The sequence below is a fragment of the Sphingopyxis sp. EU05-FHT14B03 genome, from assembly GCF_058790875.1.
In genome coordinates this window covers 56,822-81,593 of record NZ_JBYTDC010000001.1, presented here as the reverse complement: position 1 = coordinate 81,593, position 24,772 = coordinate 56,822, and the positions used below count along the sequence as shown (strand labels likewise).

Here is a 24,772-nt window from a genome sequence, read left to right as displayed (position 1 = left end):
GGGCTATGGCGCGGCGCTGCTGGCCCCTCCACCACTCGCTATGCGAGCGGTCCCCCTCCCCATCGCTGCGCGACAGGGAGGATCAATTGATCGAGAAGCCCGAGCCACCAGGCGAGGATCAGGATGATCTCGAGCCAGAGCCAGATCAGCATCCAGGTCGCGAAGGGCTGTTTGCGCGTCTTGTGGCGCACGAGGCGCGCGGCAAGGACGGTGCCGAACGCCCCGCCAAGGAAGGCCCAGAGGAGGAGCGTCGCTTCGGGAATGCGCCGGTCGCCGGCCTCTGCCTTCTGCTTGTCGAGCACCATCAGGACAAAGGCGATAAGGTTGGCCGCGATCAGCCAGTAGACGATATATGGGGTCATCCGCGCGTGAGCGCGTCGATCGCGCCCTGCAGGATGAAGGCGGCGGCGGCGCTGTCGACGCGTTCGGCGCGCTTGGCGCGGCTGACGTCGGCGGCGATCATCGCGCGTTCGACCGCGGCGGTCGACCAGCGTTCGTCCCAGAGCAGGATCGGCAGGGCGAGGGGGAGGAGGTTGCGCGCGAAGGCGCGGGTCGACTGGGTGCGCGGGCTGTCGCTGCCGTCCATGTTGAGCGGCAGGCCGACGACGAGGCCGACGACCGATTGCGTAGTGACGAAGGCCCGGATCGTCGCGAGGTCGGCGGTGAATTTCTTGCGGATGATCGTCTTGTCGGGGGTCGCGAAGGACCAGCCGGCGTCGCAGACGGCGACGCCGATGGTCTTGGTGCCGACGTCGAGGCCCATCAGGCGGCCGCCGTTCGGCAGCGTGGCGGCGAAATCGGGGGCGGCGGTGGTGATCATCGACCTGCCTCTATCCCCTATTTTCGTCATGCTGAACTTGTTTCAGCATCCATGGCCCGAGGTCGCGAGATCGGGCCATGGATCCCGGATCAAGTCCGGGATGACGAGGTCGGAGAGGTAGGGGTTTTGGGCGTTGGCGTCGCCGCCGCGGGCACCGCTACCGGCTCCGCCGCCGGCGGCACCGGCGAGGGTTTGCCTTCATAGGTCGCCAGCCGCCGCAGCACATCGGCGCGGACATTCGCCCAGAACAGGGTGATGTCGAAGACGTGGTAGTTGTTGCCCGGCAGCACATAGCTCGGCGCATAGTCCTTGGCGATATCGGCGTTGCCGACCATCAGCAGGCCGCGCGTGTCGTCGCATCGGGCACCGATCTTGCCCGCGATCAGCGAGCCACCCTTGAACCCGTCGATCGGCTTGAGCGTGCCGATGTTGGCCTTTGCTTTCGCCGTCGTGTCGGGGATGCCGGTGATCGGGTTGGTGCAGAGCATGCGCGTGTCGCGGCGCGGGCGGCCGTCGAAGCCGACGGTGCCGTCATAGGCGCCCAGCACCATCGACGGATCGGCGGGTTCGGCGAAGCTCGCCCAGCTGAGGATACAGCCCTTTTGTTCGGGGGTCTCGCAGGCGGGCAGGCCGAGCCCGGCGAGGTCGGTGTCGACGCTGACCGGCCAGCCGATGATGTAGGCGGCGACGATGCGCTTGGCGAGCGGGGTGCCCGCGATGCGGTTCTTGAGCAGGGTGGTGAGGTGCAGCGCGCCCTGGCTGTGGCCCGCGAGGATGATCGGCTTGTTCTTGGGGATGTTTTCCAGAAACGCGTCGAACGCCTGTTCGACGTCGCGATAGGCGGCATCGATCGCCTTGCCCGCGGTGACGCGGTCCTCGGCGAGGAAGGCGCCGAGCGTCGCCTGGCGATAACGCGGAGCCCAGACTTCGCCGGCATCGCCGAATGCGCTCGCCATGCCCTGCATGAACAAAGTCGCGCGGTAATTGGCGTCGCGGTCGTCGAGCGGGGCGTTCCAGCTCGACCGGCTGTAATAGCTGGTCGGGTGGACAAAGAAGATCGCGGCGTCGCCCTTTGGCGGGGCGATGTCCGCCGATGCGGTTTCGGCCGGTGTGGCCGCGGTGGCGGCCCTCGCGGGCGGGATCAGCTTGTCGGTCGCCGCCTTGGCGCTGTCGGGGGCGCGGGCTTCGTCGCCTTCGGCGGGCGGGCGCCAGTCCGACGGGTCGTTTTCGAGACCGGGGCGCGAGAACCACATTTTCGGATCGTCATAGGCATTGGGCGCCGCCGCGGTCTGTTCGACGAATTCGGCGCTGGGCACCAGCGCGGTGCGCGCGAACCAGCCCGGCGCGAATTGATAGGCAAGACCGACGCCGAGGATGAGGAAGATGACGGCGGCGATGAGGTAGAGGAACTTGCGGGCCATTTGGGCTCCATTGGGGACGGGGAGAGATGGGGTTCGGCGCCTCTTTACCCGTTCGGATCGCTTGAAGTCGAGCCGCCCCTCGGCGACGCATGCCTGCGGGGTACCTCGACTTCGCTCGACACGAACGGAAACAACAGTCCGGTCGTCCGGCGCCATCGCGTGCTATCTGGCTTGCGCGCGCGGCTTAAACAAGCCCAGATGTGGGGAATGACCGACATCCCCGCAAGCGCGCCCGCGCCCGATTCGCCGCATCCGTCGCACCGCCTGGACGACAGCGACGCGCCCTGGCCGCAGCGGCCGTGGATCATGGCGGCGATCTGCGCGGTCGCCGGTCTGGCCTTTCACCTGACGATCGACTGGCGGTACGAACCCAACCTCGATCCGGGGCGCAACGCGTTCGCGGCGTTCCTCACGGTTTCGACGCTGGTCTTCGTGCTCGGGGTCGAGCTGCGTCGCTGGCACTGGGCGCTGGGCTTTTCGTTGTTGTGGGGCGCGGTGATCGCGCTGATCGTGTGGACGTCGATCGGCTATAATGTGAACGCGTCGGTGTTCGAATGGCCCTTCTGGTCGGGGCTGCTCGCGGTGCTGATCGCGACGCCGTTGTTCCAGACGCGGCGCGACGTCGCGCCCGACTGGCGGTTCTGGAAATTGTGGGCGATGCCTTACGAGCGGCTGCACAGTCATGCGTGGACCGACGCGGTGATCGGCGCCGCGGCGCTGGCGTTCACCGGGCTGACCTTCCTGCTGGTGCTGCTGATCGGGCAGATGTTCCAGCTGATCGGGATCGACCTGGTCATGACGCTGTTCGAAAAGGGCTGGTTCCCGTGGATGCTGGCGGGGGCGGCGTTCGGTGGCGCGGTGGGTTTGCTGCGCGAGCGCGACAGGCTGGTGTCGACGCTCCAGCGGCTGGTGATGATCGTGCTGGCGGTGCTCGCGCCGGTGCTGGCGGCGGCGCTCGTGATCTTCCTGTTGTCGCTGCTCGGCACCGGGCTGACCAAGCTGTGGGATTCGGGGTTCTCGACCGCGGCGCTGATGATGGCGGTGGCGGCGTTCGCGGTGCTGCTCGCCAATGCGGTGATCGGCAATGGCACCGACGACCGCGCGAACAATAGCCTGTTGCGCGTGGCGGCGGCGGTGCTGGTCGTCGCGGTGCTGCCGCTCGCGGTGATTGCTTATTATTCGATGCATTTGCGGGTGATCCAGTACGGCTGGACCCCCGAGCGGATCTGGGGCGTCGTCGCGGCGATGATCGCGCTGGCTTATGGCGTCGCGGGATTGTGGTCGGTGGCGAAGGGGCGCCGGGGCTTCGACGATGTGCTGCGGCCGTTGCAACAGAAGCTGGCGATCGGGCTGACGTTGCTCGCGCTGTTCCTCGCGCTGCCGATCGTCGATTTCGGCGCGATTTCGACGCGCGACCAGGTGGCGCGGTTGAAATCGGGCGCGGTGGCGTCGGAAAAATTCGACTGGGCGGCGCTGGCGTTCGATTTCGGACCCGATGGGCGCGCGGCGCTGAAGGATCTGGCGAAGTCGGTCGACAAGACGCGCGCCGGCCTCGCCGAATGGGCGCTGAAGGCGAAGGATCGCTGGGAATTGAACGGATCGGGTGGTGCGATCGACGAAAGCGACATGGTCTATGGCGCGAAGCCGATCGAGCAGAAGATCCGGATTTTCCCCGCGGGCCGTAGCTTGCCGGCGGAGGCCTATGCCGCGTTGGCGGCGCAGGGCCAGTGCAAGACCGCGCCGTGCATCGCCTATGTGCTGGGCGACAGCCGCATCGCGGTGGTCAGCCGCGGCGGCAATGTCGGGCTGCTGGTGCGCGATGCGAAGACGCAGCAATGGTCCGAGAATTATGACGCGTTCCGGTCGGGGGACATGACGCGGGGGTTGACGATCGACGAACTGGAGAAGGCGGTGGTCGAGGTGCGGCCGGTGACGCGGCAGCAGGTCTTTGTCGACGGCAAGCCGGTCGGTGAGGATTTCGAGTGATCTGATCCTCCCTGTCGCGCAGCGATGGGGAGGGGGACCGTCCGCGAAGCGGATGGTGGAGGGGCCGCAACGTCGCGCCAATGCCCCTCCGTCAGCGCTTCGCGCTGCCACCTCCCCATGGCTTCGCCACAGGGAGGATCATGGTTGAAGCATTTCGGCGGTGATGCTAGCGGCGCAGCTTCTCCCGCAAAGGCAAGATGAATGGCAATCGATCAGGCAACGGTAAGGAAAATCGCGTCGCTGGCGCGCATCGCGATCAGCGATGCGGAAGCCGCCGCGATGGAAGGCGAATTGAACGGCATCCTCGGCTGGGTCGAGCAACTCGGCGAGGTCGATGTGACCGGGGTCGAGCCGATGACCGCGGTGATCCCGAACACGCTCAGGTTGCGCGACGATGTGATCGACGCCGACCCGCTGACCGGCGGCAACCGCCGCGACGATGTGCTGGCGAACGCGCCGGCGGCGATGCACGGCTTTTTCGGCGTGCCCAAGGTGATCGAATGATGGTCCATCATTCGATCATCCCGGACAGCGGCGTAGCCGCGACCGATCCGGGATCCAGAAACGAAAAATTGGGCGCTGTGACGCTCTGGACCCCGGCCTTCGCCGGGGAACGGTGAGATAAATGACTGATCTTACGAATCTAACAGTAGCGCAGATCCGCGACGGGCATCGCGCGGGCGATTTCAGCGCCGTCGAGGTCGCCGAGGCGTTCAGCGCCAATGTGGCGGGCGCGAAGGCATTGAATGCGTTTATCGTCGAGACCCCCGAGCATGCGTTGGCGGCGGCGAAGGCGGCCGATGCCGATCGCGCGGCGGGGACGCTGAAGCCCTTGTCGGGCGTGCCGATCGGGATGAAGGATTTGTTCTGCACCGATGGCGTCCAGACGACCGCCGCGAGCCATATGCTCGAAGGCTTTGTGCCCCGCTATGAATCGACCGTCTCGGCGAAATTGTGGGACGCGGGGGCGGGGATGCTCGGCAAGCTGAACCTCGACCAGTTTGCGATGGGGTCGTCGAACGAAACCTCTTACTTTGGCAATGTCATCAGCCCGTGGAAGCGCAAGGATGGCGGCAATGCCGCACTCGCGCCGGGCGGGTCGTCGGGCGGCAGCTCGACCGCGATCGCGGCGCGGCTGTGCCCCGCGGCGACGGGGACCGACACCGGCGGCTCGATCCGCCAGCCCGCGGCCTTCACCGGCATTTCGGGGATCAAGCCGACCTATGGCCGCTGCTCGCGCTGGGGCATCGTGGCGTTCGCGAGTTCGCTCGACCAGGCGGGGCCGATGGCGCGCGATGTGCGCGACTGCGCGATCATGCTCGAAAATATGGCGGGCTTCGATCCGAAGGATGCGACGAGCCTCGACCTGCCGGTGCCAAATTGGGAAGCGGCCTTGTCGAGCGATCTCAAGGGCAAGACGGTCGGTATTCCCAAGGAATATCGTCTCGAGGGCATCGATCCCGAGATCGACGCGATGTGGGACGCGGGCATCGCGATGCTGAAGGATGCGGGGGCCGAGGTCGTCGAGATCAGCCTGCCGCACACGAAGTACGCGCTGCCCGCCTATTATATCATCGCGCCCGCCGAGGCGTCGTCGAACCTCGCGCGCTATGACGGCGTGCGTTATGGTTTGCGCGACTTGCCTGAGGGCGCGGGGTTGCAGGATATGTACGCCGCGACGCGCGCCGACGGCTTTGGCCCGGAAGTGAAGCGCCGCATCATGATCGGTACCTATGTGCTGTCGGCGGGTTTCTACGACGCGTACTACACGCAGGCGCAGAAGGTGCGGACGCTGATCGCGCGCGATTTCGACGCGGCGTTTGCGGCGTGCGACGTGATCCTCGCGCCGACCGCGCCGTCGGCGGCGTTCGGTCTGGGCGAGAAGATGGCCGATCCGCTGGCGATGTACCTCAACGACGTGTTCGCGGTGCCCGCGAGCCTCGCGGGGCTGCCCGCGATGTCGGTCCCCGCAGCGCTGAACCGTGAAGGGCTGCCGCTGGGGCTGCAGATCATCGGCAAGGCTTTCGACGAGCAGGGCGTGCTGAACGCCGGGCTGGCGATCGAAGAGCGGGCTGGGTTTACAGCGCGGGCGGAGAAGTGGTGGTGAGCGCATTAGGAGAAATCGTCGAAGCGGCTATTCAGGCCATTGGCGAACTCCTATCGGGACCTGGAAAGAAGGATTCTCAGCTAACCGACCAGGATTGTGCCCGGCACAAGCGGAAGGTTTGGCGCGAGATTATCCGTTCAAATCGAAGAGACGAGAGATGAGCGATTATCGCATCAAGGGTGAAACCGGCGAATGGGAGGTCGTGATCGGCCTTGAGGTCCACGCCCAGATCACCACCAACGCCAAGCTGTTCTCGGGCGCCGCGACGGCGTTTGGGGCCGAGCCGAACACGCAGGTGTCGCTGGTCGACGCCGCGATGCCCGGCATGCTGCCGGTGCCGAACCGCGAGTGCATCCGCCAGGCGGTGCGCACCGGCATGGCGATCGAGGCGCAGATCAACAAATATTCGCGGTTCGACCGCAAGAATTATTTCTATGCCGATCTGCCGCAGGGTTACCAGATTTCGCAGCTTTATCATCCGATTGTCGGCGAAGGTTTGCTGACGATCGAGGCCGATGAAAAGGCGGGCATCCCCGAACCCAAGGTGATCGGGGTCGAGCGTATCCATGTCGAGCAGGACGCCGGCAAGCTGATGCACGACCAGCATCCGACGATGTCCTATGTCGACCTCAACCGCTCGGGCGTCGCGCTGATGGAGATCGTCTCGCGCCCCGATATGCGCTCGCCCGCCGAGGCGGGGGCCTATGTGCGCAAGCTGCGTTCGATCCTGCGCTATGTCGGGTCGTGCGACGGCAATATGGAGGAAGGCTCGATGCGCGCCGACGTCAACGTCAGCGTGCGCAAGCCTGGCGACGAATTCGGGACGCGGACCGAGACGAAGAACGTCAATTCGGTGCGTTTCGTGATGGCGGTGATCGAGGGCGAGGCGAAGCGCCAGGTCGCGCTGATCGAAAGCGGCGGCACGGTGGTGCAGGAAACGCGGCTCTACGATCCCGACCGCAACGAGACGCGCTCGATGCGGTCGAAGGAAGATGCGCATGATTACCGCTACTTCCCCGATCCCGACCTGTTGCCGCTGATCCTCGACGAGGATTTCCTGACCGAGTGCCGCGACAGCCTGCCCGAACTGCCCGACGCCAAGCGCGCACGCTATCTGGCGGCCGGGATTTCGCCGTATAATGCCGATGTGCTGACCGCCGAGGTCGAGAGCGCACTGTGGTTCGATACGCTGCTGGCGACCGGCGCGAAGCCGGCCCCGGCGGCGAATTGGGTGACGAGCGAATTGTTCGGGGCGCTCAATCGGCTCGGCAAGAGCTTCGAGGATTGCCCGGTCGGCCCGGCGCAGGCGGGCGAATTGCTCGGCCTGGTCGCCGACGGCACGATTTCGGGGACGATCGCCAAGACGGTGTTCGAGAAGATGCTCGAAAGCGGCGACGGTGCGGGCGCGATCGTCGAGCGCGACGGGCTGAAGCAGACGAGCGACACCGGCGCGATCGAGGCCGAGATCGCCAAAATCCTGGCCGCCAACGCCGACAAGGTCGAGCAGTATAAGGGCGGCAAGGAAGCCTTGTTCGGCTTCTTCGTCGGGCAGACGATGAAGGCGATGCAGGGCAAGGCGAACCCGCAGGTCGTCAACGAGTTGCTGAAAAAAGCGCTCGGCTGACGCGAGGGTCCAGGGTTCGTTGTAAAGTGGCCGCAAAGGCCCTTGTCTCCCCGCAAAAACTGTCATAGCAAGCCGTTATTGGGGAAAAACGGGGGTTTTCAGTGGGTCGCAAAACGGGTGCGGCAGCGTTGCTGCTGCTTTTATCGTCATGTCCGGCGTGGTCGGGGGTGGCCCTGGCCGCCGCGCCTGAGTCCGAGGCCGAGCAAGCGGATGCGGGCGACGATGGCGCGAAATTCTTTCTGTTTCACAAGGCCGGGGTTTCCATCGATCAGGCGCGAGGCGACCTGATCTATTGCATCGGTCAGGCGCGACCGATCCTGTCGTTCCGTGACCGTTACGGCGGCAGCGGCGGGCTGTTGGGCGCGATGATCAATGGCCGGATGGCGGAGATCGACCGGTTCCGGATGCGCAATGCCGCCATGCGTAAATGCATGGGGATGATGAATTACGATCGTTACGCCATGCCGCAGGAACAGTGGAAAACGCTCGTCAACGAGGGCGATATCGTCCTCGACAATGATGGGCTGGTGAGCGCCGAAGTCGTCGAGCGCATGGCCGCCTATGCCAGCGGGCCGGTGCCCGCGACGGAGAAATTGTCGCGATGATCAGGAAAAGTGCAATCGGCCTCGCCGTCGCCGCGATGCTATTTGGTCCGCTGGTGACGACGGCCTCCGCCGCCGAGAAGCCGGCGAAGGTTCCGAAGATCAAGCTGGAGCCGCTGAAGCCCGGAAAGATCAAGCTCGATCCGCGATTGGGCTATATCCTGGTTCGCATGGGTCCGAGCAACGCCAGCGAAAAGCCCACTCCCGTCGCGTTCGTCCGGATCAACGCCGCCACCGGCAAGCCGTTCGAACCGGGCGACGAAGAAGCCGCCGTGCCCAATTTCGACCGGACGGTGCTGGTTGTCGTGAACGCCGGACGCAGTTTCGGGGAAGTCGATGGCCAGTCGGTTTATTTGCTGTCGGCCTATCCCGGTCAGTGGATCATTTCGAACGTCGGCGAAACCTGCCTGTCACTCGGCACCTATCAATTCGAGGTCAAGCAGGGCGAAGTCGCCGATATCGGGAGCCTGTGGACGGCTCGCGAAGATGGAAAGTCCGCCGTTCCGCAACTTGCCGGCGTCACATTGTCTCAGGATCTCGTCGAATTCGGGACGATGATGAATATCGTCATGTCGACCGCGCTGTTCGCCGCGCCCGCCGACGGCACGCCGGCGCTGCCCGCCGAACTCGCCAGTTTTCCGGTGTCCAAGGCGGCGCTCTCACCCGATTTCCGCATGGAAAACCGGTGCCAGGGCTTGATCAATCGTGCGGCAAGCCTGCCCCCGATGGAAAGCGCGCCGCCGATGACGCAAGCCGAAGCCCTGGCCGCCATCGACAAGATGAACCCGCCCGACCGGGTGGAAGCGGCGCGCAAACGCGCCGCGCAGAAGGCTGCGTCGGCAGCGGCGGCCAAATAGCCAAGGCCTTTGCAGTTGGTCGATGAGGCCGGGAAGGCGCTCAGCGGACCGGTGGGGGTCGATGATCGGTGCGCATGTGGGGGTGAAATGCGGAATTTCCATCTATCGGTCGCGATCGCGGCGATCTGTCTGGCGATAACGCCATCGGTGGGTTTCGCGCAGGCGATCAAGCCGCCGCCCCCGATGCGGGCCTTCTCCGCCGAGGAAGTCGCGGCGGTCGCCATGCCGGACACCGCGTTCGCGGCAACGCCCGACGATATCAAGACATATGACAAATATTTCTATTTCCATCGCGACGGCACGGATTTCGATGCCGCCTTCAACGATCTGAGCGAATGCGATGCGCTGGCCAGCGGGCTTATCTATTATGCGGGGCGTGATCCGGTCCTGGCGAGTTATTATGCCACACAATATGGACTTGCCGGGGCTTTGAGCAACGTGATCACCGCGCCAATCGACGATGCGATCCTTGGGTCGACCGAGCGTCGCAAGATTCGGCGGCTCAATATGCGCAACTGCATGGGATATAAGGGATATGACCGCTACGGCCTGGAAAGGGAGCGCTGGCAAGCCTTTCATTTCGAGGAAGGCTTCAATCGCGTCGATGACGACAAGCGTACCGCCTATCTGATGAAACAGGCGCGGGTGGCGTCCGGTCCCAAGCCGACGGCGGAGGTTCTGATACGATGATCCGTATGGTGACGCCCGCGCTGGCGTTTGTGGCGGTCGCCGTCTCGTCGATCGCCTGCGCGAAGCCGGCCGGCTATGCCGACACGATCCAGGAGCGGGACCTGTTGTCGGGCAAGGAAAAGATCGAGCCGGAGAGCGGTTATGTCTATATTCGCAGTCCGATTCCGCAAGGCGGCGTACTGCTGCTTTTGCCCGATGAGGCGGCGATCGCCCGATACGAAGCGGAATGGACGGCGGCGCTGGCGGTTGTTCAGCAGAAATATCCCGCCAAGCTGGAGGATTGGGAGTTTCGCACCCGCCTCGCCCACGGCAAGGGGCAAAAGTTGCCGGAAAAGCCGATCGAGCCGACGCCGGAGAATTTCTCGATCGGGCCCATCGAAGAACGCAATCCGGTATTCTATGGTCTGCATATCTCGGCCTCGACCGAAAGCCCGCAGAGCTACAGCTATTTGTTGCGCTTGGAGCCGGGGCGCTATGCCTATTACGGTCCGATTTCCAAGAAACCGGGCGGCTTGAGCGGAACCTGCTATTGCATGGGCACGGTTTCGTTCGAGGTGAAGGCGGGAAGGATCACCGACACCGGGAAATTTTTTCCCGGTGGGATGCTCGCCTTTGGCCTGCCCGCTTCCCTGCAATCCTATCCCAACGAACAGGCGGATTTTCGCGCCCATGGGAAACTCGACAATTTTTTCGGCCTTGCCATCGGACGCATGCCACGGGTTGCCGGCATCCTCGCCTATGACCGCGACAAGGTGATCGACCTGAAGGCGCAGGCCGAGGCGGCCGCCGCCGCGACGCCGGATGCCGGAGCGGTCGAAACGACACCCGTCGCGGCGACGGGTACCGAAGGCTAAGCGGCCAAGGGGGCTTGGGCCTCAGAAACGCCGCTGGCCCGCGCCCCAGTCGCCGCTGTTGCACTGGCCCGAAAAATTGGTGATCGCGTCGATCGTGATCCGGCCCGAGCGGCGGTCGACGGTCAGCTTCGGCTTGTTGAGCCCGTTGATGCGATAGCTGGCGGTGATGCGGTCGGGGGTGAGGACGAGGTTGTCGAGGTCCCACCAGCCATGATCGTCGCCGCTGTGGATCGGCGCGACGAGCTTCGGGCCGAGGTGGATACGCCCCTGATCGCCGTAGAGTTCGATCTGGACGTCGCTGGTGAAGCCCTGCGCGCTATTGCCGACCTGGTTGCTCCACTCCCACTTATGATCCCACGGGTTCCACTTGTAGGTCGGTTTGACATCGACGGTGGGACGGGTGCCGGCGCCGTAACAGACGAGGACGAGCGAGCCGGGGTCGCGATAGCCGCTTTCGGCGGGCCGGTCATAGGCGTGCGGTTGAGGCATATGGGCATCGCGCGGCGGGCCGTTATCGCAATTTTCGGGGGGCACCGCGATCAGCGCGCCATAGCGGCCGTCGACGGTCGATACCGACAGGCAGCGGCCGGTGCGCTGGTTCCACCAGAAGGTGTAGCGCTGTTCGCCGACGGTCGTCGAATGGCGCGATTCATAACCGCGCGCGAGCAACTGGGTTTCGCCGCCCGCGGCGCGCGCGCCGATGAGGTCGGCGACATCGGATGCCGGCTGGGCCGAGGCGGCGAGCGGGACGGCGGCGGAAGCGAGGAGGAGGATAGCGAGCGGGAAACGCATAGGGACTCTCCAGTCGCGAGATGCCCCGATCCTATCAGAAACCGGCGCCAGCTCCAATCAAGCCCGAGCGGCTATGCCGAAATTAAACTCCCGTTCTGGCATCATTTTTCCGCCTTCCACACGCTGCGGCCTTCCTTGATGGTTTCCAGGACCTTGATGGCTTTGATGCCGTCCACCGGCGTGGTCAGCGGGTTGCGATCGAGGACGACGAAGTCGGCGAGCAGGCCGGCTTTGATGCGACCCTTGCGCTTCTCCTCGAAGACCTGCCAGGCGGGAGCGGTGGTGAGCGCCTGCAGCGCTTCATAGGCGCCCAGCCGCTCGTCGGGGCCGCTGACGACGCCGGTCGGTGAGACGCGCGCCATCGAGGTCCAGAGCATGAAGCGCGTGTCGAGCGGGGTGACGCTGTAGTCGCTGTGGTTCGATGGCGTCAGGCCCGCCGCACGCGCCGAGCGGAAGGGGCTGATGAAATCGACGACCTCTTTCGGGAAATTGGTGCGGTGGACATCGGCCCAATACCAGGTGTGGTTCGAGAAATAGGCGGGACCGACGCCGATGCGCTTGTAGGCGGCGAGCTGGTCGGGACGCTGGAACTGCGAGTGGATGACGATCGGGCGGCGATCGTCGGCGGCCTTGATCCCGAGCGCGTCGAAACAGCGGATCGCCATGTCGATCGCCGCGTCGCCATTGGCATGGGCGAAGATCTGCCAGCCGCGATCGTGGACCTTGCGCGCCTGGGTGCAGAATTCCTCCTCGGAAAGGACGGGCTGGCCGTGCCAGGGGTGTGAACCGTCGGGGCTGCCGCGCTGATAGTCGCGGGTGAAATAGCCGGTGCGCGCCTGGACCGATCCGTCGAGGACGAATTTGATCCCCTGCAGCTTCACATGGTCCTGATAGACGCCGAATTTGACCGCCGGATCGGCTAGCAGCGCATCGAGGCCGGTCGAGAAGGGCAGGAGGGCAAGGTCGATTTTCAGCCGCTCGCGCGCGGCGGGGCTGGTCAGGAAGGCGATGTCGGGGGGCTGGGTCGCGCCGTCCTGCGCATGGGTATAGCCTTCAGCGAAATAGGCATTTTGCGCGGCGTCGAGCGCCGCGAGCTTCTGTTCCGCCGTCGGCTGCGGCATTTTGGCGAACAGCAGATACATCGCCTTTTCGAGGAGAACGCCGTTGAGCTTGCCCGCGTCGTCGCGGAGCATGATGCCGCCTGGCGGGACGGGGGTCGCTTCGTCGATCCCCGCAGCCTTGAGCGCGGCGCTGTTCGCCACGGCGCCATGGAGTGAGACATGGAGCACGACGATCGGCCGGTCGGCGGCGACCGCGTCGAGTTCGGCGCGGGTAATGTGGCGCTTTTCGGCGAGGGTTTCATGATCATATTGCCAGACGACGATCCATCGGTCGGCGGGAAACGATTTCGCATAGTCGCGTATCGCGGCCTGCAATGCGGGAATGTCGGTGACGCCCGCGTGCGCCTTGTCGCGCAGGTCGAGCCCGCCCGCGCTCATCGTCGCCGCCGTGAAATGCGAATGGGCGTCGACGAAGCCCGGGAGCATGGTCGCGCCGTTGAGGTCATGGATCGCGGGAGCAGGCCCGGCGACCTGGCGCGCTTCCGCCTCCGACCCGGCAAAGGCGATCTTGCCGTCTTTGGTCACGACGGCCTCCACCGTCTGCGGTGTATCGCCGTCCATCGTCACGATCGGGCCGCCACAGTAAATCGTGGCGTCCTGCGCAATGGCGGGTGCGGCCAGCGCCGCGAGCATCAGGGCAAATGCCCCGGTCGATATTTTCATCATCGTCTCTCCCCGCCCGCATCGTGGCGGCGGGAGAGGGAGTGGGTCAAGTGGTTCGTTTGCTAATTTTCTCTCCGCCCGATCGCTGTGCAACAGGCGGGGGTGGCCTCTATATCTGCTGCGGCGGCACTTCGCTGGGGCCGCGCCCCGGCTGGTCGATGCCGCCGCCGCCGGGGCTCCCGGGGATTTCGAGCGGCTGGCCGGCGGGGTCCTCCTGCGGGGTCGGCTGGACCGGATGTTCGGGTGGCGCCATCGGTTCGATCGTGTCGGGCTTGGGCTTCGGCAGCGGGTCGGCCGCATGGACGTGCAGGCTGGCGCTATAGCTTGTCATCATTCGTCTCCTTAGCCGACCAACGTCCGGCACGCCCCGACGTTCCGGCTGCGTTGCGGGCCTTGCCCTCATCCGTCCGTCTGCTATAGCGCCGCGCGGCCCGCACGGGCGTGCGCGGCTTTTTCGCGCGTATTCGTGCATCCGGCCGAAGCTTCTCAAGCGGGCGTGGCGGAATTGGTAGACGCGCTGGTTTTAGGTACCAGTATCGCAAGATGTGGGGGTTCGAGTCCCTTCGCCCGCACCATCTTCGCGAGCAGAGGCACGGAAATGGGGAACGCCGTCGTCGAGACGGGGTTCGGATAGAGATTTTGAGCAAGGATAAGACCAAGGCAATGAAGACCGTCGAAACGCTGAACGAAGGCCTGAAGCGCGAATATCGCGTGACCATCACCGCCAAGGATATCGATGCCCGCGTCGATGACGAAGTGAAGAGCATTGCCCCGACGGTGCGCATGCCCGGCTTTCGCCCCGGCAAGGTGCCGGCGAACCTGATCCGCAAGATGCACGGCGCCGCACTGTCGGCCGACGCGCTGAACAAGGCGATCGAAGCCGGCGTTCGCGACCTGATGACCAGCGAAAAGCTGCGCCCCGCGCTGCAGCCCGCGGTCACGCTCGACGAGGGGTATGAGACCGGCAAGGACGCCGAGATCACCGTCGCGCTCGAAGTGCTGCCGGTCATCGAGACCCCGTCGATCGACGGGCTGAAGCTCGAGCGCCTGACGGTGCCCGCCGATGATGCCGCGGTCATGGCCAAGATCGAGGAATTCGCCACCCAGATGAAGCGCTTCGAAGAGGCGCCGAATACCAAGAAGGCCGCAACCGGCGACCAGGTCATCATCGACTTCGCAGGGTCGGTCGACGGCGTCGCCTTCGACGGCGGCACCGGTGAGGACATGGCGGTCGAAATCGGTTCGGGCCAGCTCATCCCCGGCTTCGAAGACCAGCTGGTCGGCGTGAAGGTCGGCGACGACAAGATCGTCAAGGTGACTTTCCCCGCCGATTATCCGGTCGCGGACCTCAAGGGCGCCAACGCCGAATTCGCCGTCACGGTGAAGGAAGTGAAGGTTCCCGCCGCGTCGAAGATCGACGACGAGTTCGCCAAAACGCTGGGTCTCGAGAGCCTCGACAAGCTCAAGGAGATCATGAAGGACCAGGTCGAGCAGGAACTGAACGGCCTGACCCGGACCCATATGAAGCGCAAGCTGCTCGACCAGCTCGCCGCGAGCCATGACTTCGAAGTGCCGCCGACGATGGTCGAGGCCGAGTTCGGCCAGATCTGGCAGCAGCTCGAGCATGAAGCGAGCCACGAGGAAGACGTCGAGGCGGCGAAGGCCGAGCTCGAAAAGGACAAGGACGAATATCGTTCGATCGCCGTCCGCCGCGTCCGCCTCGGCCTGCTCCTCTCGGAAATCGGCCAGGCGCATGGTGTGCAGGTGTCGCAGCAGGAAATGCAGCGTCTCGTTTCGCAGGCGGCGCAGCAGTATCGCCCCGAAGACCGCCAGCGCTTCCTGGAATATGTCCAGCAGGACGCGCTCGCCGCGGCCCAGCTCCGCGCTCCGCTCTATGAGGACAAGGTCGTCGACTTCCTGTTCGAAAAGGCAGAGATCAGCGATCGCGAAGTGACCCGCGAAGAAATCGAAGCGGCGATCGAAGCCGACGACGACGGCGGCCACGTTCACGGCCCGGGCTGCGGTCACGATCATGACCACGACGCCAAGCCGGCCAAGAAGGCGGCGGCGAAAAAGCCCGCCGCCAAGAAGGACGCGGTGACCGAAGAAGCCGCTGCCGAGGCGCCGGCGAAGAAGGCTCCGGCGAAGAAGGCGGCTGCTCCGAAGGCCGACGAAGCCGAGGAAAAGCCGGCTGCCAAGAAGCCGGCCGCGAAGAAGGCTCCGGCGAAGAAATAAGACGGTCTGGCCGTCGCTGAAAAAGGCCGGTAGGACAGGGTCCTGCCGGCCTTTTTCGTGTCCGGAATTCGGGGGATGCGAGATGGGGATCGAGCGATCAGAGCTTTCGCGCCGCGCGATGATCGCACAGGGGGCCGCTTTGCTGGCGCTTCTGCCCGCCTGTACGCGCGCCGCCGAACCCGCGCCCGCGCCGCGCTGGCAGCCCGAGGAGGCGAAGGCGATCGAAGCGATACCCTATGAACGGATCGAGGTGCCCGGGGCGCAGGCGATGGCGCGCTGGGACGCCCTGCGCACGGCGCGGCCCGACGTCTGGCCAGTAATCGTCGGCGGGGACGAGGATCTGGCCCGCATCGCGGACCAGATGGCGATGACCGACCTGCCACCGGCCGCGACCACGCTGGCGGCGGCGGCGAAGCTCGCGCATCCCAAGAGTTTGTGGGACCTGCGAGACAAGGAGAAGGCCGACTGGCACGGCTATCTGAAGGCGCATCCCGAACTCGGCCCCGAAGATGAGGACTATGTCGCCGACCTGGGCGACTGGCCTGCGGTGCCGCCGCAGGAAACGGGGCTCACCGTTGCCGAGGACATATTGACCCGGCGCCCTTATCCGCACGCGCATATCCTGCTCCTGCCCACCGTGCAGTCCTTCGAAGTGCCCGCCTATCTGAAATGGGGTGGATGGAACGCTTGCCCGCCGCCCGAAATCCATGTCGCGGCGATGCGGCGCTGGGGCGAGGATTATGGCGCGGAGATCGTCGGGATCACCGGCGACGTCATCAACGTGCGGGTGAAGCGCCGCCCCGCGACCCGCGAAGAAGCGATTTCACTGGCGCGCGAACAATATGCCTATTGCGCCGACATCGTCGATCAGGGTGTCGAGGACATTGCGACGCTCGCGGCGGGATTGATGGCGTCGGACTGGTGGTATTTCTGGTGGGATTGATCGCCCGCTGTCAGAGTTGACGCGTCCAATATTGCAATTCGTGCCGCTCTTCTCCGCCTCCGACGGTCTTCCAGTCGAACCACGCCGTGACGCCCGCCAGCGGCGCATAGCCGCGGCGGTGCCAGAAGGTGTCGAGCGGGCGGTGATCGGCGGGGCGGGCAGGGTGATCCGCGGCGCGGATGACGCTGCAGAAGGCGGCGTGGGTGGCGCCGCACGCGCGGGCCTGCGCCTCGCGATGGTCGAAGAAGGCGTGGCCGATGCCCTGGCCGCGATATTCGCCGCGCAGCACCGATTCGCCGAAATGGAAGGTGCGGGCGATGTCGAAGCCGGCGGCGGCGAGCGGCGCGCGCCAGGCGGTGTCCTGCGTCGCCAGCGGGGCCGCGGTGGCGGCGCCGACGATTTCGCTGCCGTCGCGCGCGACGACGATCACGGCGCCCGCGGCGGCCGCGAAATCGGCGAGATAGGCGGCTTCATAGGCGGGGTCGCCATCGTAGAGATACGGGAAGTCGCGGAACACCGTGATGCGCAGACGCGCGAGCGCGGGCAGCACGTCGGCGAGGGCGCCGCCCGTGACCGGCGCGACGGTGACCGTCATGCGCCGACCTGTTTCAGCCAGTCGGAGAGATTATAATAGGTGGTGACGCGATCGATCCGCCCCTCGGCATTCACCGACAGGAAGGCGCCGGCGGGCAGGCGGTAGGTCTGGCCCGTCGCTTCGGGCAGGCCGTCGTCGGTGGCGAGATAGGTGCCATTGACTATGAACTCGGCGGCGGCGCGCTCGCCCTCGGCAAGGATCAGGATGTCGGTGAGCCGTTCGCGATAGCAGCGCGTCATATGCGCGTTGAAGTCAGCGAACAGCGCCTTGCCGTGGCGCGGTTCGCCCTGGTTGACGTCGTGGCGCAGATCGTCGGCGACGAGCGCGAGCATCGCGTCGGTGTCGCCCGCGTTGAAGGCGGCATAATAAGCGGTGACGATGTCGCGGGTTGTGGTCATGGCTATTCGGTCCCAATTTCAAGCTCGTCATTGCGAGCGAAGCGAAGCAATCCAGGGCGGTGCCAGGGAACGCTGGATTGCCGCGTCCCCCGGATCAAGTCCGGGGTCCTCGCAATGACGAAGTTTGTGATATTTCGGCGCTAAATCACCGCCATATTATAGCAATGCCAGCTGAAGATCGCGGCGGCGCCGCGGTGGGGGCGCCAGGCTTCGGCGATCTCGCGGATCGCCTTTTCGCTCGGGCGGGTTTCGTGCTGCATGATGCGACCCACGGCTTCCTGCACCGCGAGGTCGCCCGCGGGCCAGATGTCGGGGCGTCCCTCGGCAAAGAGCAGGTAGATTTCGGCCGACCAGCGCCCGATGCCCTTGACCTTGGTAAGCAAGGCGATCGCCTCCTCGTCGTCGGTGGGGAGCGCGTCGAATTGCAGCTCGCCGTCGAGGATCAGTTGCGCGAGGCTTTTCGCATAGCCCTGTTTCTGTCCCGACAGGCCGCAAGCGCGCAGCGCGTCATATTCGGCCGCCGCCATCACCTCGACCGGACAACCCTCGCCGAACGCCGCCTCGAGCTTGTTCCAGATCGAGTTCGCGGCGGCGACGCTGACCTGCTGGCCGACGATCGTGCGCAGCAGGGTGGTGTAGCCGGGGGCGCGGATGCGCGGCTCGGGATAGCCGGCATGGCCGAGCGCGCGCGCGAATCCCGGCTCGATCCCGGCGAGCGCGTCGATTCCGGCGTTTAGCTGCTGCTGGGTCAGGCCCATGCCGATATTCTCCTTTTGTTCCGAGTTGTCTAACTAGCAGCGCTTGATTTGCCGCGCAACGCGCGACATAGCGCACTCGAATCGAACGATATGGGGATGCACATGGCCAAGCTGATTGTCGTGACGCGCGACGGGACCGAACATGAGATCGAAGGCGACACCGGCCTGACCGTGATGGAAAATATCCGCGACGCGGGGTTCGACGAACTGCTCGCGCTGTGCGGCGGTTGCTGTTCGTGCGCGACCTGCCACGTTCATGTCGAGGCTGGCGCGACCGACCAGCTGCCCGCGATGAGCGAGGACGAGAACGACCTGCTCGATTCGACCACCGACCGCGACGACACATCGCGTCTGTCGTGCCAGCTGCCCTTCACCGAGGCGATGGACGGGCTGAAGGTGCGAATCGCGGCGGAAGACTGACCTTCCATCAAACCGCTCGTCATTGCGAGCGAAGCGAAGCAATCTAGGGCGGTTACCGCCTGCTCTGGATTGCCGCGTCGCTTCGCTCCTCGCAATGACGGGGTTTACCGGTGCTACGCTCCCGCCGTCGCGACCGCGTAGAGCGCGACCGCCGCGGCGTTCGAGATGTTCAGGCTTTCCATGCGCGGCGAGATCGGCAGTTTTGCCAGCACGTCGCAATGCTCCATGACATTGTGGCGCATGCCGTCGCCTTCGGAGCCGAGGACGAGCGCGACCTTGCTGCCGTCCAAGACCGACCCCAGCGTCGTGTCGGTGTCGCCCATCAGGCCGATGCGCCAATATTGCGCTTCGGCGATCTCCTCCAGCGCGCGCGACAGGTTGACGACGCGAATCCACGGCACGATTTCGAGCGCGCCCGACGCCGAGCGCGCGATGACGCCGCTTTCGGGCGGGCTGTGGCGGTCCTGCGTGACGATCGCTGCGGCATCGAAGGCGGCGGCCGAACGCAGCACCGCGCCGATATTATGCGGGTCGGTGACCTGGTCGAGGACGATGATCGGACGGCGGCTGTCCGAATCGATCTCTTCCTGCAGCAGGTCGCCAAGATAGATGCTCTCGAGCGGGTCGACCTCGATCACCAGCCCCTGGTGCGGCGCATCGCGCGCGACGAGTCGCGCAAGGTCGGTGACCTCGGCATAGCTGATTGGAATCACCGGCGGCAGGTCGAGCTGCCCCAGCGCTTCGCGGGTGCCCCAGATGCGCTTGACGGTGCGTTCGGGGTTGGCGAGCGCGGCGAGGACGGCGTGGCGGCCCCAGAAACGGATGGGCTGGCCGCGCGTGCTCGGGCCCTGCGTACGGCGATGACGGGAAAATTGTCTCATGGCCGCGCCTTTCCCATGACTGCCATTGACAGGCAAGCCTCGTTTCGCCATTGGGCCACTTCCCAAAGCGGACCCCATGGACAGGTGGCCGAGTGGTTAAAGGCAGCAGACTGTAAATCTGCCCGGGTTTCCGTACGCTGGTTCGAATCCAGCCCTGTCCACCATCCTCCCATCCGAGGGTGTCCGCCGAACCCCCTAGAAATCCCGGAAAACCTAGCGTATCATCCACGCATCGTCCGCATGCGTCCGGGGCAATTTGCCTGCAGCCGGAGCGTAGTGTGGGGGAAGTGTGGGGGAAGATTGTCTTTCCCCCACACTCGTGTTCCCCAGAATGTGGGGAGAAAGTGTGGGGGAAGATTCCCATGGGCAAACTCACGGCGGTTGCGGTTAAGGCCGCTCTTGCGAATCCGGGCACCTATCAGGATGGTGACGGCTTGTTTTTGAAGGTCGACAAGCGGGGAGGGGCGTCTTGGACCCTTCGCCTGCAGCGCGACGGCAAGCGTCAGGACATCGGGCTGGGCAGCGCGAAGTTGTTCACTTTGGCGCAGGTCCGCGAGAAGGCCGGTGAGCTTCGCAAGGCGGTCAAGGTCGACCGGCGCGACATATTGGCTGAGCGGAAGGACGAGGCGTCTGCCAAGGTGACGTTTCGCGAGGCGGCGAGGCAATATCACGCCGAGAACGAGGCGGGATGGAAGAGCGAGATCTACGCCCGCCAATGGCTTTCCAGCCTTGAGAATTACGCCTTCCCGAAACTGGGCGACGAGCAGACCGGTGCGATTGTCGCGGCTGACATCATAAACGTGCTCACGCCGATCTGGCAGGAGATACCCGACACCGCCCGTCAGGTGCGCAACCGGATCTGCACCGTGCTGGATTATGCGCATGCAAAGGGCTGGCGTTCACGCGAGGCTCCCTCAGGTAATAGCAGCCTGAAAGCGGGGCGTGGCTTGCCGCGGCAACTCAAGAAGACCGAGAATCGCAAGGCTATGCCATATGCGGCTTTGCCCGGTTTCATCACTGCACTGCAGCGCAAGCCATCCTACAGCAGGCTTGCGCTGGAACTACTCATCCTGACCGGTGCGCGCAGCCAGGAGGTGCGTCTGGCGACCTGGGACGAACTCGACATCGAAGCGCGGCTATGGACTGTGCCCGCCGATCATATGAAGCGTGGCAAGTCGCATATCGTGCCGCTGTCCGATGCCGCGCTGGAAGTGATTGCAAAAGCGCATGCTTTCAGGCTCCCGGACACAGACGTGATTTTCCCCGGTGCGAGTGGGAAGACGATGTCCGATATGACGCTGCTCAAGGTGCTACGTGACATGGCTGAGCCATTTCATGTCCATGGCTTTCGCTCGACATTCACCGATTGGGCGGCGAACGAGGGTTTTCCCGATGCTGTTGTGGAAGCGGCGCTCGCCCACAAGACCCCCGATGCCGTGCAAGCGGCCTATCGCCGCACAACATATCTTGGCACTGCTGACAAACCGGGAGCTCGTATCGATCTCATGCGCGCATGGGGAAATTATTGCCTCGCTCGTGGGGCGGGCGACGAAAACGGCTAGTGTGGGAAAAGTGTCGAAGCGCAGCAGCTAATGGTGGAAGCCTAGCCCGTCCTCTTTGTATTCGAACCGCGCTCTCATCGACGCTTGGATCGCAAGCGGCGAGCCAATTCACTTCAATGCTCCAGAGAAACCTGAGTGTAGGAACTGCTCGGTGATCCAGACACGCGGCATCGCGTAGAACGTTTTGGCGCCATGCCACTGCCCGATAAAGGTTGGTCGTGCGGGTCCTGCAACAGCTTTATTTGGCCCGCTCCGATCCGGCTGCGCCGTAAGGCAGCGTGACCGCCGGGCGAAGCTCGTTGCCGCGCCGGCGATCCGCGCCGAAGCATTTCGCGGGAAGCTGAATTCAAAGCGAATGCTGTTTCTCAAGTAATCTGTGCCCCGCCGCGACACCCCCGGCAGCCTGTCAGTTCGGCGGCCAGTGGCGAGGTTTGCCGCTGGCCGCGTAATCACATTCAGCCCTTCCCCGCCGCGAGAAGCCGTGCCTCCCCGCCGCCGGCCCCGCGCTGCGAGGCCGAGAGTGAGAGAAGACGGGGATTCTCGTGGCGAGCCTGAGGCCAAGAGAGAGTCTTGTGGCGGTTCGCCATGGAGAAAACCCATGGTTCACTCGGTATCAAACTTCACCCCGCGTCCGCCTCCTGACGCTCCTATCGAGCGATTGAGCCCACCCCGCAAGATCCAGCGGTCGCCGCCGGCGGGCTGATCTCGCGCCGCCGCACCATTCCGAAATCTCACACATCAGACCAGCCCGCGCCTTGATGCGCGCGGCTGCGCGGAGTCACGTCCATGGCCCAGTTTCAAATCCTGTGCCCCCACTCGGAAAACGAGTGGCGGCCGATAACCATCGATTTCCGTTTCGCTCCGACAGGCGATCAGCAATATCTTTGGCCCTCCTTCGAGGAGGCTGAGGCGGCCCGGCGCCAATTGCTTGCAAATTCGCCGGGCGCCCAGCTTCGGATCGCACTTGCGGGTGCCGACATCGGCGACGTCGATTGGCCCACTCGAGAAAAGCTAAGATTTGCCGATGGCACCTATGCGCCGACGCCCTGGCACGAAGAGGCCTGGTACCAAGCAAGGCATGAAGAGCATTTTTGCCACGTTTCAACTGAACAGCTCGGGAAAATTGCTTTCACGGAAAATGCGGCCAAGGGGCAGGTCGATCGCCAGCTAGTTATGTCGCCCGGGCGCTATCTTCACCGCTTTTTCTCCTCAGACCTCGACAATAACGCAATTGAGGGCTGGTGCGCGCGGCTCTCGGTGCAGCTCGATGAAGACACGCTCAAAATCACGCAAGATGCTGACGAAATAGAAGATGTTTATGTCGGCGGACCGTCGAGCTGCATGGCGCATGAGACGAACGAGTTCGACAGCTTCTGCCATCCGACGAGGGTTTATGCCGGTCCGGATACCGCCATCGCCTACATCGGCTCACGGGCGGATGCGCGAGCTCGCAGCGTGGTCTGGCCTGAGCTGAAAATCTATACCAGCATCTATGGTGACGTATCTCGCCTCAAGCTGCTTCTAGAAAATGCGGGGTACTCCAAAGGCAGCCTGAATGGCGCACGCATTCGGCGTATCGTGGACGGCGACAGTTTCGTCGTCCCCTACATCGATGCTGGAGACGATCTGGCCGATGACGGCAAATTCCTCATTGTCGGACATGGAAGCATTCCGTCGGAAAACACCAACGGCCTAGGCGATAGAATCTGGTACTGCCCGCGCTGCGAGCAAGATGGCAGCGAGCACGACATCGTCTATTTTAGGGACGGATCGTCGGAGGAGTGGTGCTATCACTGCTTCACCGATCACACGGTCTTCTGCGCCCACAATGAGCGCCCATACAGCGACGCGGAAACCTTCATCACCGTGTTCGCCGATGGCGACGAGCATGATGTGCTCGAGGAGGATGTCGACGCTTTCGGGGCTGTCTATGTCGAAGATCGTGGTGATTGGTGGCTCGCGACCTGCTGCCGACAATGCGACGCCAGCGGCGACTGGTACCATGCCGACGACCTTACCGAGTATCATGGCGAATGGCTCTGCGACGACCATCTTCCCGTGGCATTCGCCGACGACGACGCGTTCCTGCTCAACGCTCATGTCCTGACCTTCCGCCAGTTCCAAGAGGATATGGCGGGCATCGCGGCTGAGGTCGCCAAATGGCAGGCGGCCGGCGATCGGGCGCGCGCAGAGTGGCTCCGGCGTGCGCAGCACCCTGGGGAGCAGCCTCTTCAAAACGCGCCCTGCTGTGCATCGCATGAACGGTCCGGCTACGATTGCGTCTCCGCCAACCTCGAAGTGTCTCGGGGCGACGGTCATCCGTCACGCGTCCCTGCACCGCAATTGGCTGCTGCCGCACTTCCACTCTTCGCAGGAGTTTGATTCCATGACCTATGACCTGTCGGGCCGAGCGGGCCTGCTAGAAATCCTCTCATGGGCTCGCCCCCATGACAGCGCCACCGAACGCGCCTTCTGCCGCGAATATCTCGACCGAATTACCGGCATGCGCTCAGATGCCTTCGGAAATAGAATGCTGACCGTCGGTGACCGGCCCCACGTCCTGTGGAGCTGCCACGTCGATACCGTAGCTGCCAAAGGCGGGCAGCAGGCTGTCGGGATCGATGAGAATGGCGTCGCGTCATTGTGTGACGGCAAGGCCGGCATGTCGCTGGGCGCCGACGACGGGGCCGGATTATGGATCATGATCAACATGATCGCTGCGGCCCGCCCTGGACGATATCTTTTCCATCGCGGAGAGGAGCAGGGCTGCCTGGGATCTCGCTGGATCGAGCGGAACAGCCCGGACCTGCTTTGCGGCATCGAAGCGGCCATCGCATTCGATCGTGCCGGAGTGGATGACGTGATCACCCATCAAAGCTTTGGTCGAACATGCTCCGACGCCTTCGCATCGAGCCTCGCACTGGAGCTCAATGGGCTCAACCGGGACTTCGGTTACAGGCCCGACAATACGGGCGTCTATACCGACACCAATGAATATGCCGGGATCATTCCCGAATGCACAAACCTCTCGGTCGGCTATGAACGCCAGCACGGTCCTCGCGAGACGCTGGATGTCGTCCACTGCGAGAAACTGCTCGCCGCCATGCTCGAAATCGATGCGTCGAAGCTCGTGATCGAACGCGATCCGTCCATTGTCGAAGATGATCGCTGGTGGTTCGATCGCCGCAGCCATGGCGACGCGTTCGCCGAGGCCGTTGCCGACCATCCGGCCCTCGCAGCCTGGATGCTTGAGCAGTGCGGTGTCACTCTCGACGACTTCCAAATGGAAGTTTGGGCGGAGGATATGGACGAGGGCGGGCCTTATCGTCCGCTGGTGTCGTCTTGATATCGCTTTGGTGCCTCTCGTCAGCGATCAGGTGGAGCGCAGCATGATAGTCGGGCTCACCGATATTGGGCCGGACCGCGCTGATTCTTATCGGCAG

At 64.4% G+C, this 24,772-nt stretch carries 24 protein-coding genes and 2 tRNA genes; 16 read left to right on the top strand and 10 right to left on the bottom strand.

Annotated elements, in window-relative coordinates:
* Positions 1-38: 38 nt before the first annotated feature.
* The 3 genes from AC3WS4_RS00420 to AC3WS4_RS00410 form a co-directional block, all read right to left on the bottom strand.
* Positions 39-362: a DUF1294 domain-containing protein gene (locus tag AC3WS4_RS00420; RefSeq protein WP_492740294.1), complete on the bottom strand. Its 324-nt coding sequence runs from the start codon at positions 360-362 to the stop codon at positions 39-41.
* Positions 359-820 carry a Holliday junction resolvase RuvX gene (ruvX, locus tag AC3WS4_RS00415; RefSeq protein ID WP_056349821.1) on the bottom strand — a complete coding sequence of 154 codons (462 nt, stop codon included), beginning with the start codon at positions 818-820 and terminating at the stop codon, positions 359-361. The genes AC3WS4_RS00420 and ruvX overlap by 4 nt, the downstream gene beginning before the upstream one ends.
* 89 nt (positions 821-909) lie before the next feature.
* Entirely contained in the window at positions 910-2,241 is a 1,332-nt protein-coding gene (locus tag AC3WS4_RS00410) for a DUF3089 domain-containing protein (protein ID WP_492740296.1), read from the bottom strand.
* Between the two features lie 207 nt (positions 2,242-2,448).
* On the opposite strand from AC3WS4_RS00410, the gene AC3WS4_RS00405 reads away from it, so the two are divergent.
* The 8 genes from AC3WS4_RS00405 to AC3WS4_RS00370 all read left to right on the top strand — a co-directional run bounded on the left by AC3WS4_RS00405 (position 2,449) and on the right by AC3WS4_RS00370 (position 10,961).
* Positions 2,449-4,227 (top strand): DUF4153 domain-containing protein, encoded by a 1,779-nt coding sequence (locus tag AC3WS4_RS00405; protein ID WP_492740298.1) that lies wholly within the window; start codon positions 2,449-2,451, stop codon positions 4,225-4,227.
* Positions 4,228-4,428: 201 nt separating this feature from the next.
* Positions 4,429-4,731, top strand: coding sequence for an Asp-tRNA(Asn)/Glu-tRNA(Gln) amidotransferase subunit GatC (gene gatC / locus AC3WS4_RS00400; protein ID WP_056349827.1), 303 nt, complete (start codon positions 4,429-4,431; stop codon positions 4,729-4,731).
* A gap of 121 nt (positions 4,732-4,852) precedes the next feature.
* Entirely contained in the window at positions 4,853-6,334 is a 1,482-nt protein-coding gene (gatA, locus tag AC3WS4_RS00395) for an Asp-tRNA(Asn)/Glu-tRNA(Gln) amidotransferase subunit GatA (protein WP_492740299.1), read from the top strand.
* Positions 6,335-6,491: 157 nt separating this feature from the next.
* Positions 6,492-7,958, top strand: coding sequence for an Asp-tRNA(Asn)/Glu-tRNA(Gln) amidotransferase subunit GatB (gene gatB, locus AC3WS4_RS00390; protein WP_492740300.1), 1,467 nt, complete (start codon positions 6,492-6,494; stop codon positions 7,956-7,958).
* Between the two features lie 167 nt (positions 7,959-8,125).
* Complete coding sequence (locus AC3WS4_RS00385) at positions 8,126-8,563, top strand: hypothetical protein (RefSeq protein ID WP_492740301.1); 438 nt, start codon at positions 8,126-8,128, stop codon at positions 8,561-8,563.
* Complete coding sequence (locus tag AC3WS4_RS00380) at positions 8,560-9,417, top strand: hypothetical protein (protein WP_492740302.1); 858 nt, start codon at positions 8,560-8,562, stop codon at positions 9,415-9,417. Before AC3WS4_RS00385 ends, AC3WS4_RS00380 begins: the two co-directional genes overlap by 4 nt.
* A gap of 15 nt (positions 9,418-9,432) precedes the next feature.
* Positions 9,433-10,107 carry a hypothetical protein gene (locus AC3WS4_RS00375; protein ID WP_492742559.1) on the top strand — a complete coding sequence of 225 codons (675 nt, stop codon included), beginning with the start codon at positions 9,433-9,435 and terminating at the stop codon, positions 10,105-10,107.
* Positions 10,104-10,961, top strand: coding sequence for a hypothetical protein (locus tag AC3WS4_RS00370; protein ID WP_492740304.1), 858 nt, complete (start codon positions 10,104-10,106; stop codon positions 10,959-10,961). Before AC3WS4_RS00375 ends, AC3WS4_RS00370 begins: the two co-directional genes overlap by 4 nt.
* Positions 10,962-10,982: 21 nt before the next feature.
* Here the strand turns inward: AC3WS4_RS00370 and AC3WS4_RS00365 are convergent, their stop codons facing one another.
* From AC3WS4_RS00365 to AC3WS4_RS00355, 3 genes are all read right to left on the bottom strand, one after another.
* Positions 10,983-11,753 carry a hypothetical protein gene (locus tag AC3WS4_RS00365; protein WP_492740305.1) on the bottom strand — a complete coding sequence of 257 codons (771 nt, stop codon included), beginning with the start codon at positions 11,751-11,753 and terminating at the stop codon, positions 10,983-10,985.
* A gap of 101 nt (positions 11,754-11,854) precedes the next feature.
* Positions 11,855-13,537 (bottom strand): amidohydrolase, encoded by a 1,683-nt coding sequence (locus AC3WS4_RS00360; protein ID WP_492742557.1) that lies wholly within the window; start codon positions 13,535-13,537, stop codon positions 11,855-11,857.
* A gap of 109 nt (positions 13,538-13,646) precedes the next feature.
* Complete coding sequence (locus AC3WS4_RS00355) at positions 13,647-13,868, bottom strand: hypothetical protein (protein ID WP_492742555.1); 222 nt, start codon at positions 13,866-13,868, stop codon at positions 13,647-13,649.
* A 159-nt stretch (positions 13,869-14,027) separates the two neighbouring features.
* Between AC3WS4_RS00355 and AC3WS4_RS00350 the strand changes: the two genes are divergently transcribed.
* From AC3WS4_RS00350 to AC3WS4_RS00340, 3 genes are all read left to right on the top strand, one after another.
* Positions 14,028-14,112, top strand: a tRNA-Leu gene (locus AC3WS4_RS00350).
* A gap of 88 nt (positions 14,113-14,200) precedes the next feature.
* Positions 14,201-15,772, top strand: coding sequence for a trigger factor (gene tig / locus AC3WS4_RS00345; RefSeq protein WP_492740308.1), 1,572 nt, complete (start codon positions 14,201-14,203; stop codon positions 15,770-15,772).
* Between the two features lie 118 nt (positions 15,773-15,890).
* Entirely contained in the window at positions 15,891-16,715 is an 825-nt protein-coding gene (locus AC3WS4_RS00340; protein ID WP_492742553.1) for a DUF4253 domain-containing protein, read from the top strand.
* Positions 16,716-16,725: 10 nt separating this feature from the next.
* On the opposite strand, the gene AC3WS4_RS00335 is transcribed toward AC3WS4_RS00340, so the two are convergent.
* From AC3WS4_RS00335 to AC3WS4_RS00325, 3 genes are all read right to left on the bottom strand, one after another.
* On the bottom strand, positions 16,726-17,310 hold the full coding sequence (locus AC3WS4_RS00335; RefSeq protein ID WP_492740310.1) for a GNAT family N-acetyltransferase: 585 nt from the start codon (positions 17,308-17,310) through the stop codon (positions 16,726-16,728).
* Positions 17,307-17,708, bottom strand: a complete 402-nt coding sequence (locus AC3WS4_RS00330; RefSeq protein WP_492740312.1) for a ketosteroid isomerase-related protein — start codon at positions 17,706-17,708, stop codon at positions 17,307-17,309. Before AC3WS4_RS00330 ends, AC3WS4_RS00335 begins: the two co-directional genes overlap by 4 nt.
* 140 nt (positions 17,709-17,848) lie before the next feature.
* Positions 17,849-18,466, bottom strand: coding sequence for a DNA-3-methyladenine glycosylase family protein (locus AC3WS4_RS00325; protein WP_492740313.1), 618 nt, complete (start codon positions 18,464-18,466; stop codon positions 17,849-17,851).
* Positions 18,467-18,568: 102 nt separating this feature from the next.
* Here AC3WS4_RS00325 and AC3WS4_RS00320 point away from each other — a divergent pair, with 102 nt between their 5' ends.
* Complete coding sequence (locus AC3WS4_RS00320; protein WP_187140459.1) at positions 18,569-18,886, top strand: 2Fe-2S iron-sulfur cluster-binding protein; 318 nt, start codon at positions 18,569-18,571, stop codon at positions 18,884-18,886.
* A gap of 113 nt (positions 18,887-18,999) precedes the next feature.
* On the opposite strand, the gene rlmB is transcribed toward AC3WS4_RS00320, so the two are convergent.
* Positions 19,000-19,767 carry a 23S rRNA (guanosine(2251)-2'-O)-methyltransferase RlmB gene (rlmB, locus tag AC3WS4_RS00315; protein ID WP_056349858.1) on the bottom strand — a complete coding sequence of 256 codons (768 nt, stop codon included), beginning with the start codon at positions 19,765-19,767 and terminating at the stop codon, positions 19,000-19,002.
* Positions 19,768-19,845: 78 nt separating this feature from the next.
* Here rlmB and AC3WS4_RS00310 point away from each other — a divergent pair.
* The 4 genes from AC3WS4_RS00310 to AC3WS4_RS00295 all read left to right on the top strand — a co-directional run bounded on the left by AC3WS4_RS00310 (position 19,846) and on the right by AC3WS4_RS00295 (position 24,675).
* A tRNA-Tyr gene (locus AC3WS4_RS00310) sits at positions 19,846-19,931 on the top strand.
* Between the two features lie 198 nt (positions 19,932-20,129).
* A complete protein-coding gene (locus AC3WS4_RS00305) occupies positions 20,130-21,329 on the top strand; it encodes a tyrosine-type recombinase/integrase (protein WP_062179233.1) in 1,200 nt (399 codons plus the stop codon).
* A 786-nt stretch (positions 21,330-22,115) separates the two neighbouring features.
* Entirely contained in the window at positions 22,116-23,711 is a 1,596-nt protein-coding gene (locus AC3WS4_RS00300; RefSeq protein ID WP_062179236.1) for a hypothetical protein, read from the top strand.
* Between the two features lie 4 nt (positions 23,712-23,715).
* The gene (locus AC3WS4_RS00295) at positions 23,716-24,675 is read left to right on the top strand and encodes a M28 family peptidase (RefSeq protein WP_062179239.1); all 960 of its coding nucleotides are present in this window, start codon (positions 23,716-23,718) and stop codon (positions 24,673-24,675) included.
* Positions 24,676-24,772 lie beyond the last annotated feature (97 nt).

Bases quoted from the DNA above. Each gene is read 5' to 3' on its own strand.
- AC3WS4_RS00420 (WP_492740294.1), bottom strand. From the start codon at position 362: ATGACCCCATATATCGTCTACTGGCTGATCGCGGCCAACCTTATCGCC.
- ruvX (WP_056349821.1), bottom strand. From the start codon at position 820: ATGATCACCACCGCCGCCCCCGATTTCGCCGCCACGCTGCCGAACGGC.
- AC3WS4_RS00410 (WP_492740296.1), bottom strand. From the start codon at position 2,241: ATGGCCCGCAAGTTCCTCTACCTCATCGCCGCCGTCATCTTCCTCATC.
- AC3WS4_RS00405 (WP_492740298.1), top strand. From the start codon at position 2,449: ATGACCGACATCCCCGCAAGCGCGCCCGCGCCCGATTCGCCGCATCCG.
- gatC (WP_056349827.1), top strand. From the start codon at position 4,429: ATGGCAATCGATCAGGCAACGGTAAGGAAAATCGCGTCGCTGGCGCGC.
- gatA (WP_492740299.1), top strand. From the start codon at position 4,853: ATGACTGATCTTACGAATCTAACAGTAGCGCAGATCCGCGACGGGCAT.
- gatB (WP_492740300.1), top strand. From the start codon at position 6,492: ATGAGCGATTATCGCATCAAGGGTGAAACCGGCGAATGGGAGGTCGTG.
- AC3WS4_RS00380 (WP_492740302.1), top strand. From the start codon at position 8,560: ATGATCAGGAAAAGTGCAATCGGCCTCGCCGTCGCCGCGATGCTATTT.
- AC3WS4_RS00370 (WP_492740304.1), top strand. From the start codon at position 10,104: ATGATCCGTATGGTGACGCCCGCGCTGGCGTTTGTGGCGGTCGCCGTC.
- AC3WS4_RS00365 (WP_492740305.1), bottom strand. From the start codon at position 11,753: ATGCGTTTCCCGCTCGCTATCCTCCTCCTCGCTTCCGCCGCCGTCCCG.
- AC3WS4_RS00360 (WP_492742557.1), bottom strand. From the start codon at position 13,537: ATGAAAATATCGACCGGGGCATTTGCCCTGATGCTCGCGGCGCTGGCC.
- AC3WS4_RS00355 (WP_492742555.1), bottom strand. From the start codon at position 13,868: ATGACAAGCTATAGCGCCAGCCTGCACGTCCATGCGGCCGACCCGCTG.
- tig (WP_492740308.1), top strand. From the start codon at position 14,201: ATGAAGACCGTCGAAACGCTGAACGAAGGCCTGAAGCGCGAATATCGC.
- AC3WS4_RS00340 (WP_492742553.1), top strand. From the start codon at position 15,891: ATGATCGCACAGGGGGCCGCTTTGCTGGCGCTTCTGCCCGCCTGTACG.
- AC3WS4_RS00335 (WP_492740310.1), bottom strand. From the start codon at position 17,310: ATGACGGTCACCGTCGCGCCGGTCACGGGCGGCGCCCTCGCCGACGTG.
- AC3WS4_RS00330 (WP_492740312.1), bottom strand. From the start codon at position 17,708: ATGACCACAACCCGCGACATCGTCACCGCTTATTATGCCGCCTTCAAC.
- AC3WS4_RS00325 (WP_492740313.1), bottom strand. From the start codon at position 18,466: ATGGGCCTGACCCAGCAGCAGCTAAACGCCGGAATCGACGCGCTCGCC.
- AC3WS4_RS00320 (WP_187140459.1), top strand. From the start codon at position 18,569: ATGGCCAAGCTGATTGTCGTGACGCGCGACGGGACCGAACATGAGATC.
- rlmB (WP_056349858.1), bottom strand. From the start codon at position 19,767: ATGAGACAATTTTCCCGTCATCGCCGTACGCAGGGCCCGAGCACGCGC.
- AC3WS4_RS00305 (WP_062179233.1), top strand. From the start codon at position 20,130: ATGGGCAAACTCACGGCGGTTGCGGTTAAGGCCGCTCTTGCGAATCCG.
- AC3WS4_RS00300 (WP_062179236.1), top strand. From the start codon at position 22,116: ATGGCCCAGTTTCAAATCCTGTGCCCCCACTCGGAAAACGAGTGGCGG.
- AC3WS4_RS00295 (WP_062179239.1), top strand. From the start codon at position 23,716: ATGACCTATGACCTGTCGGGCCGAGCGGGCCTGCTAGAAATCCTCTCA.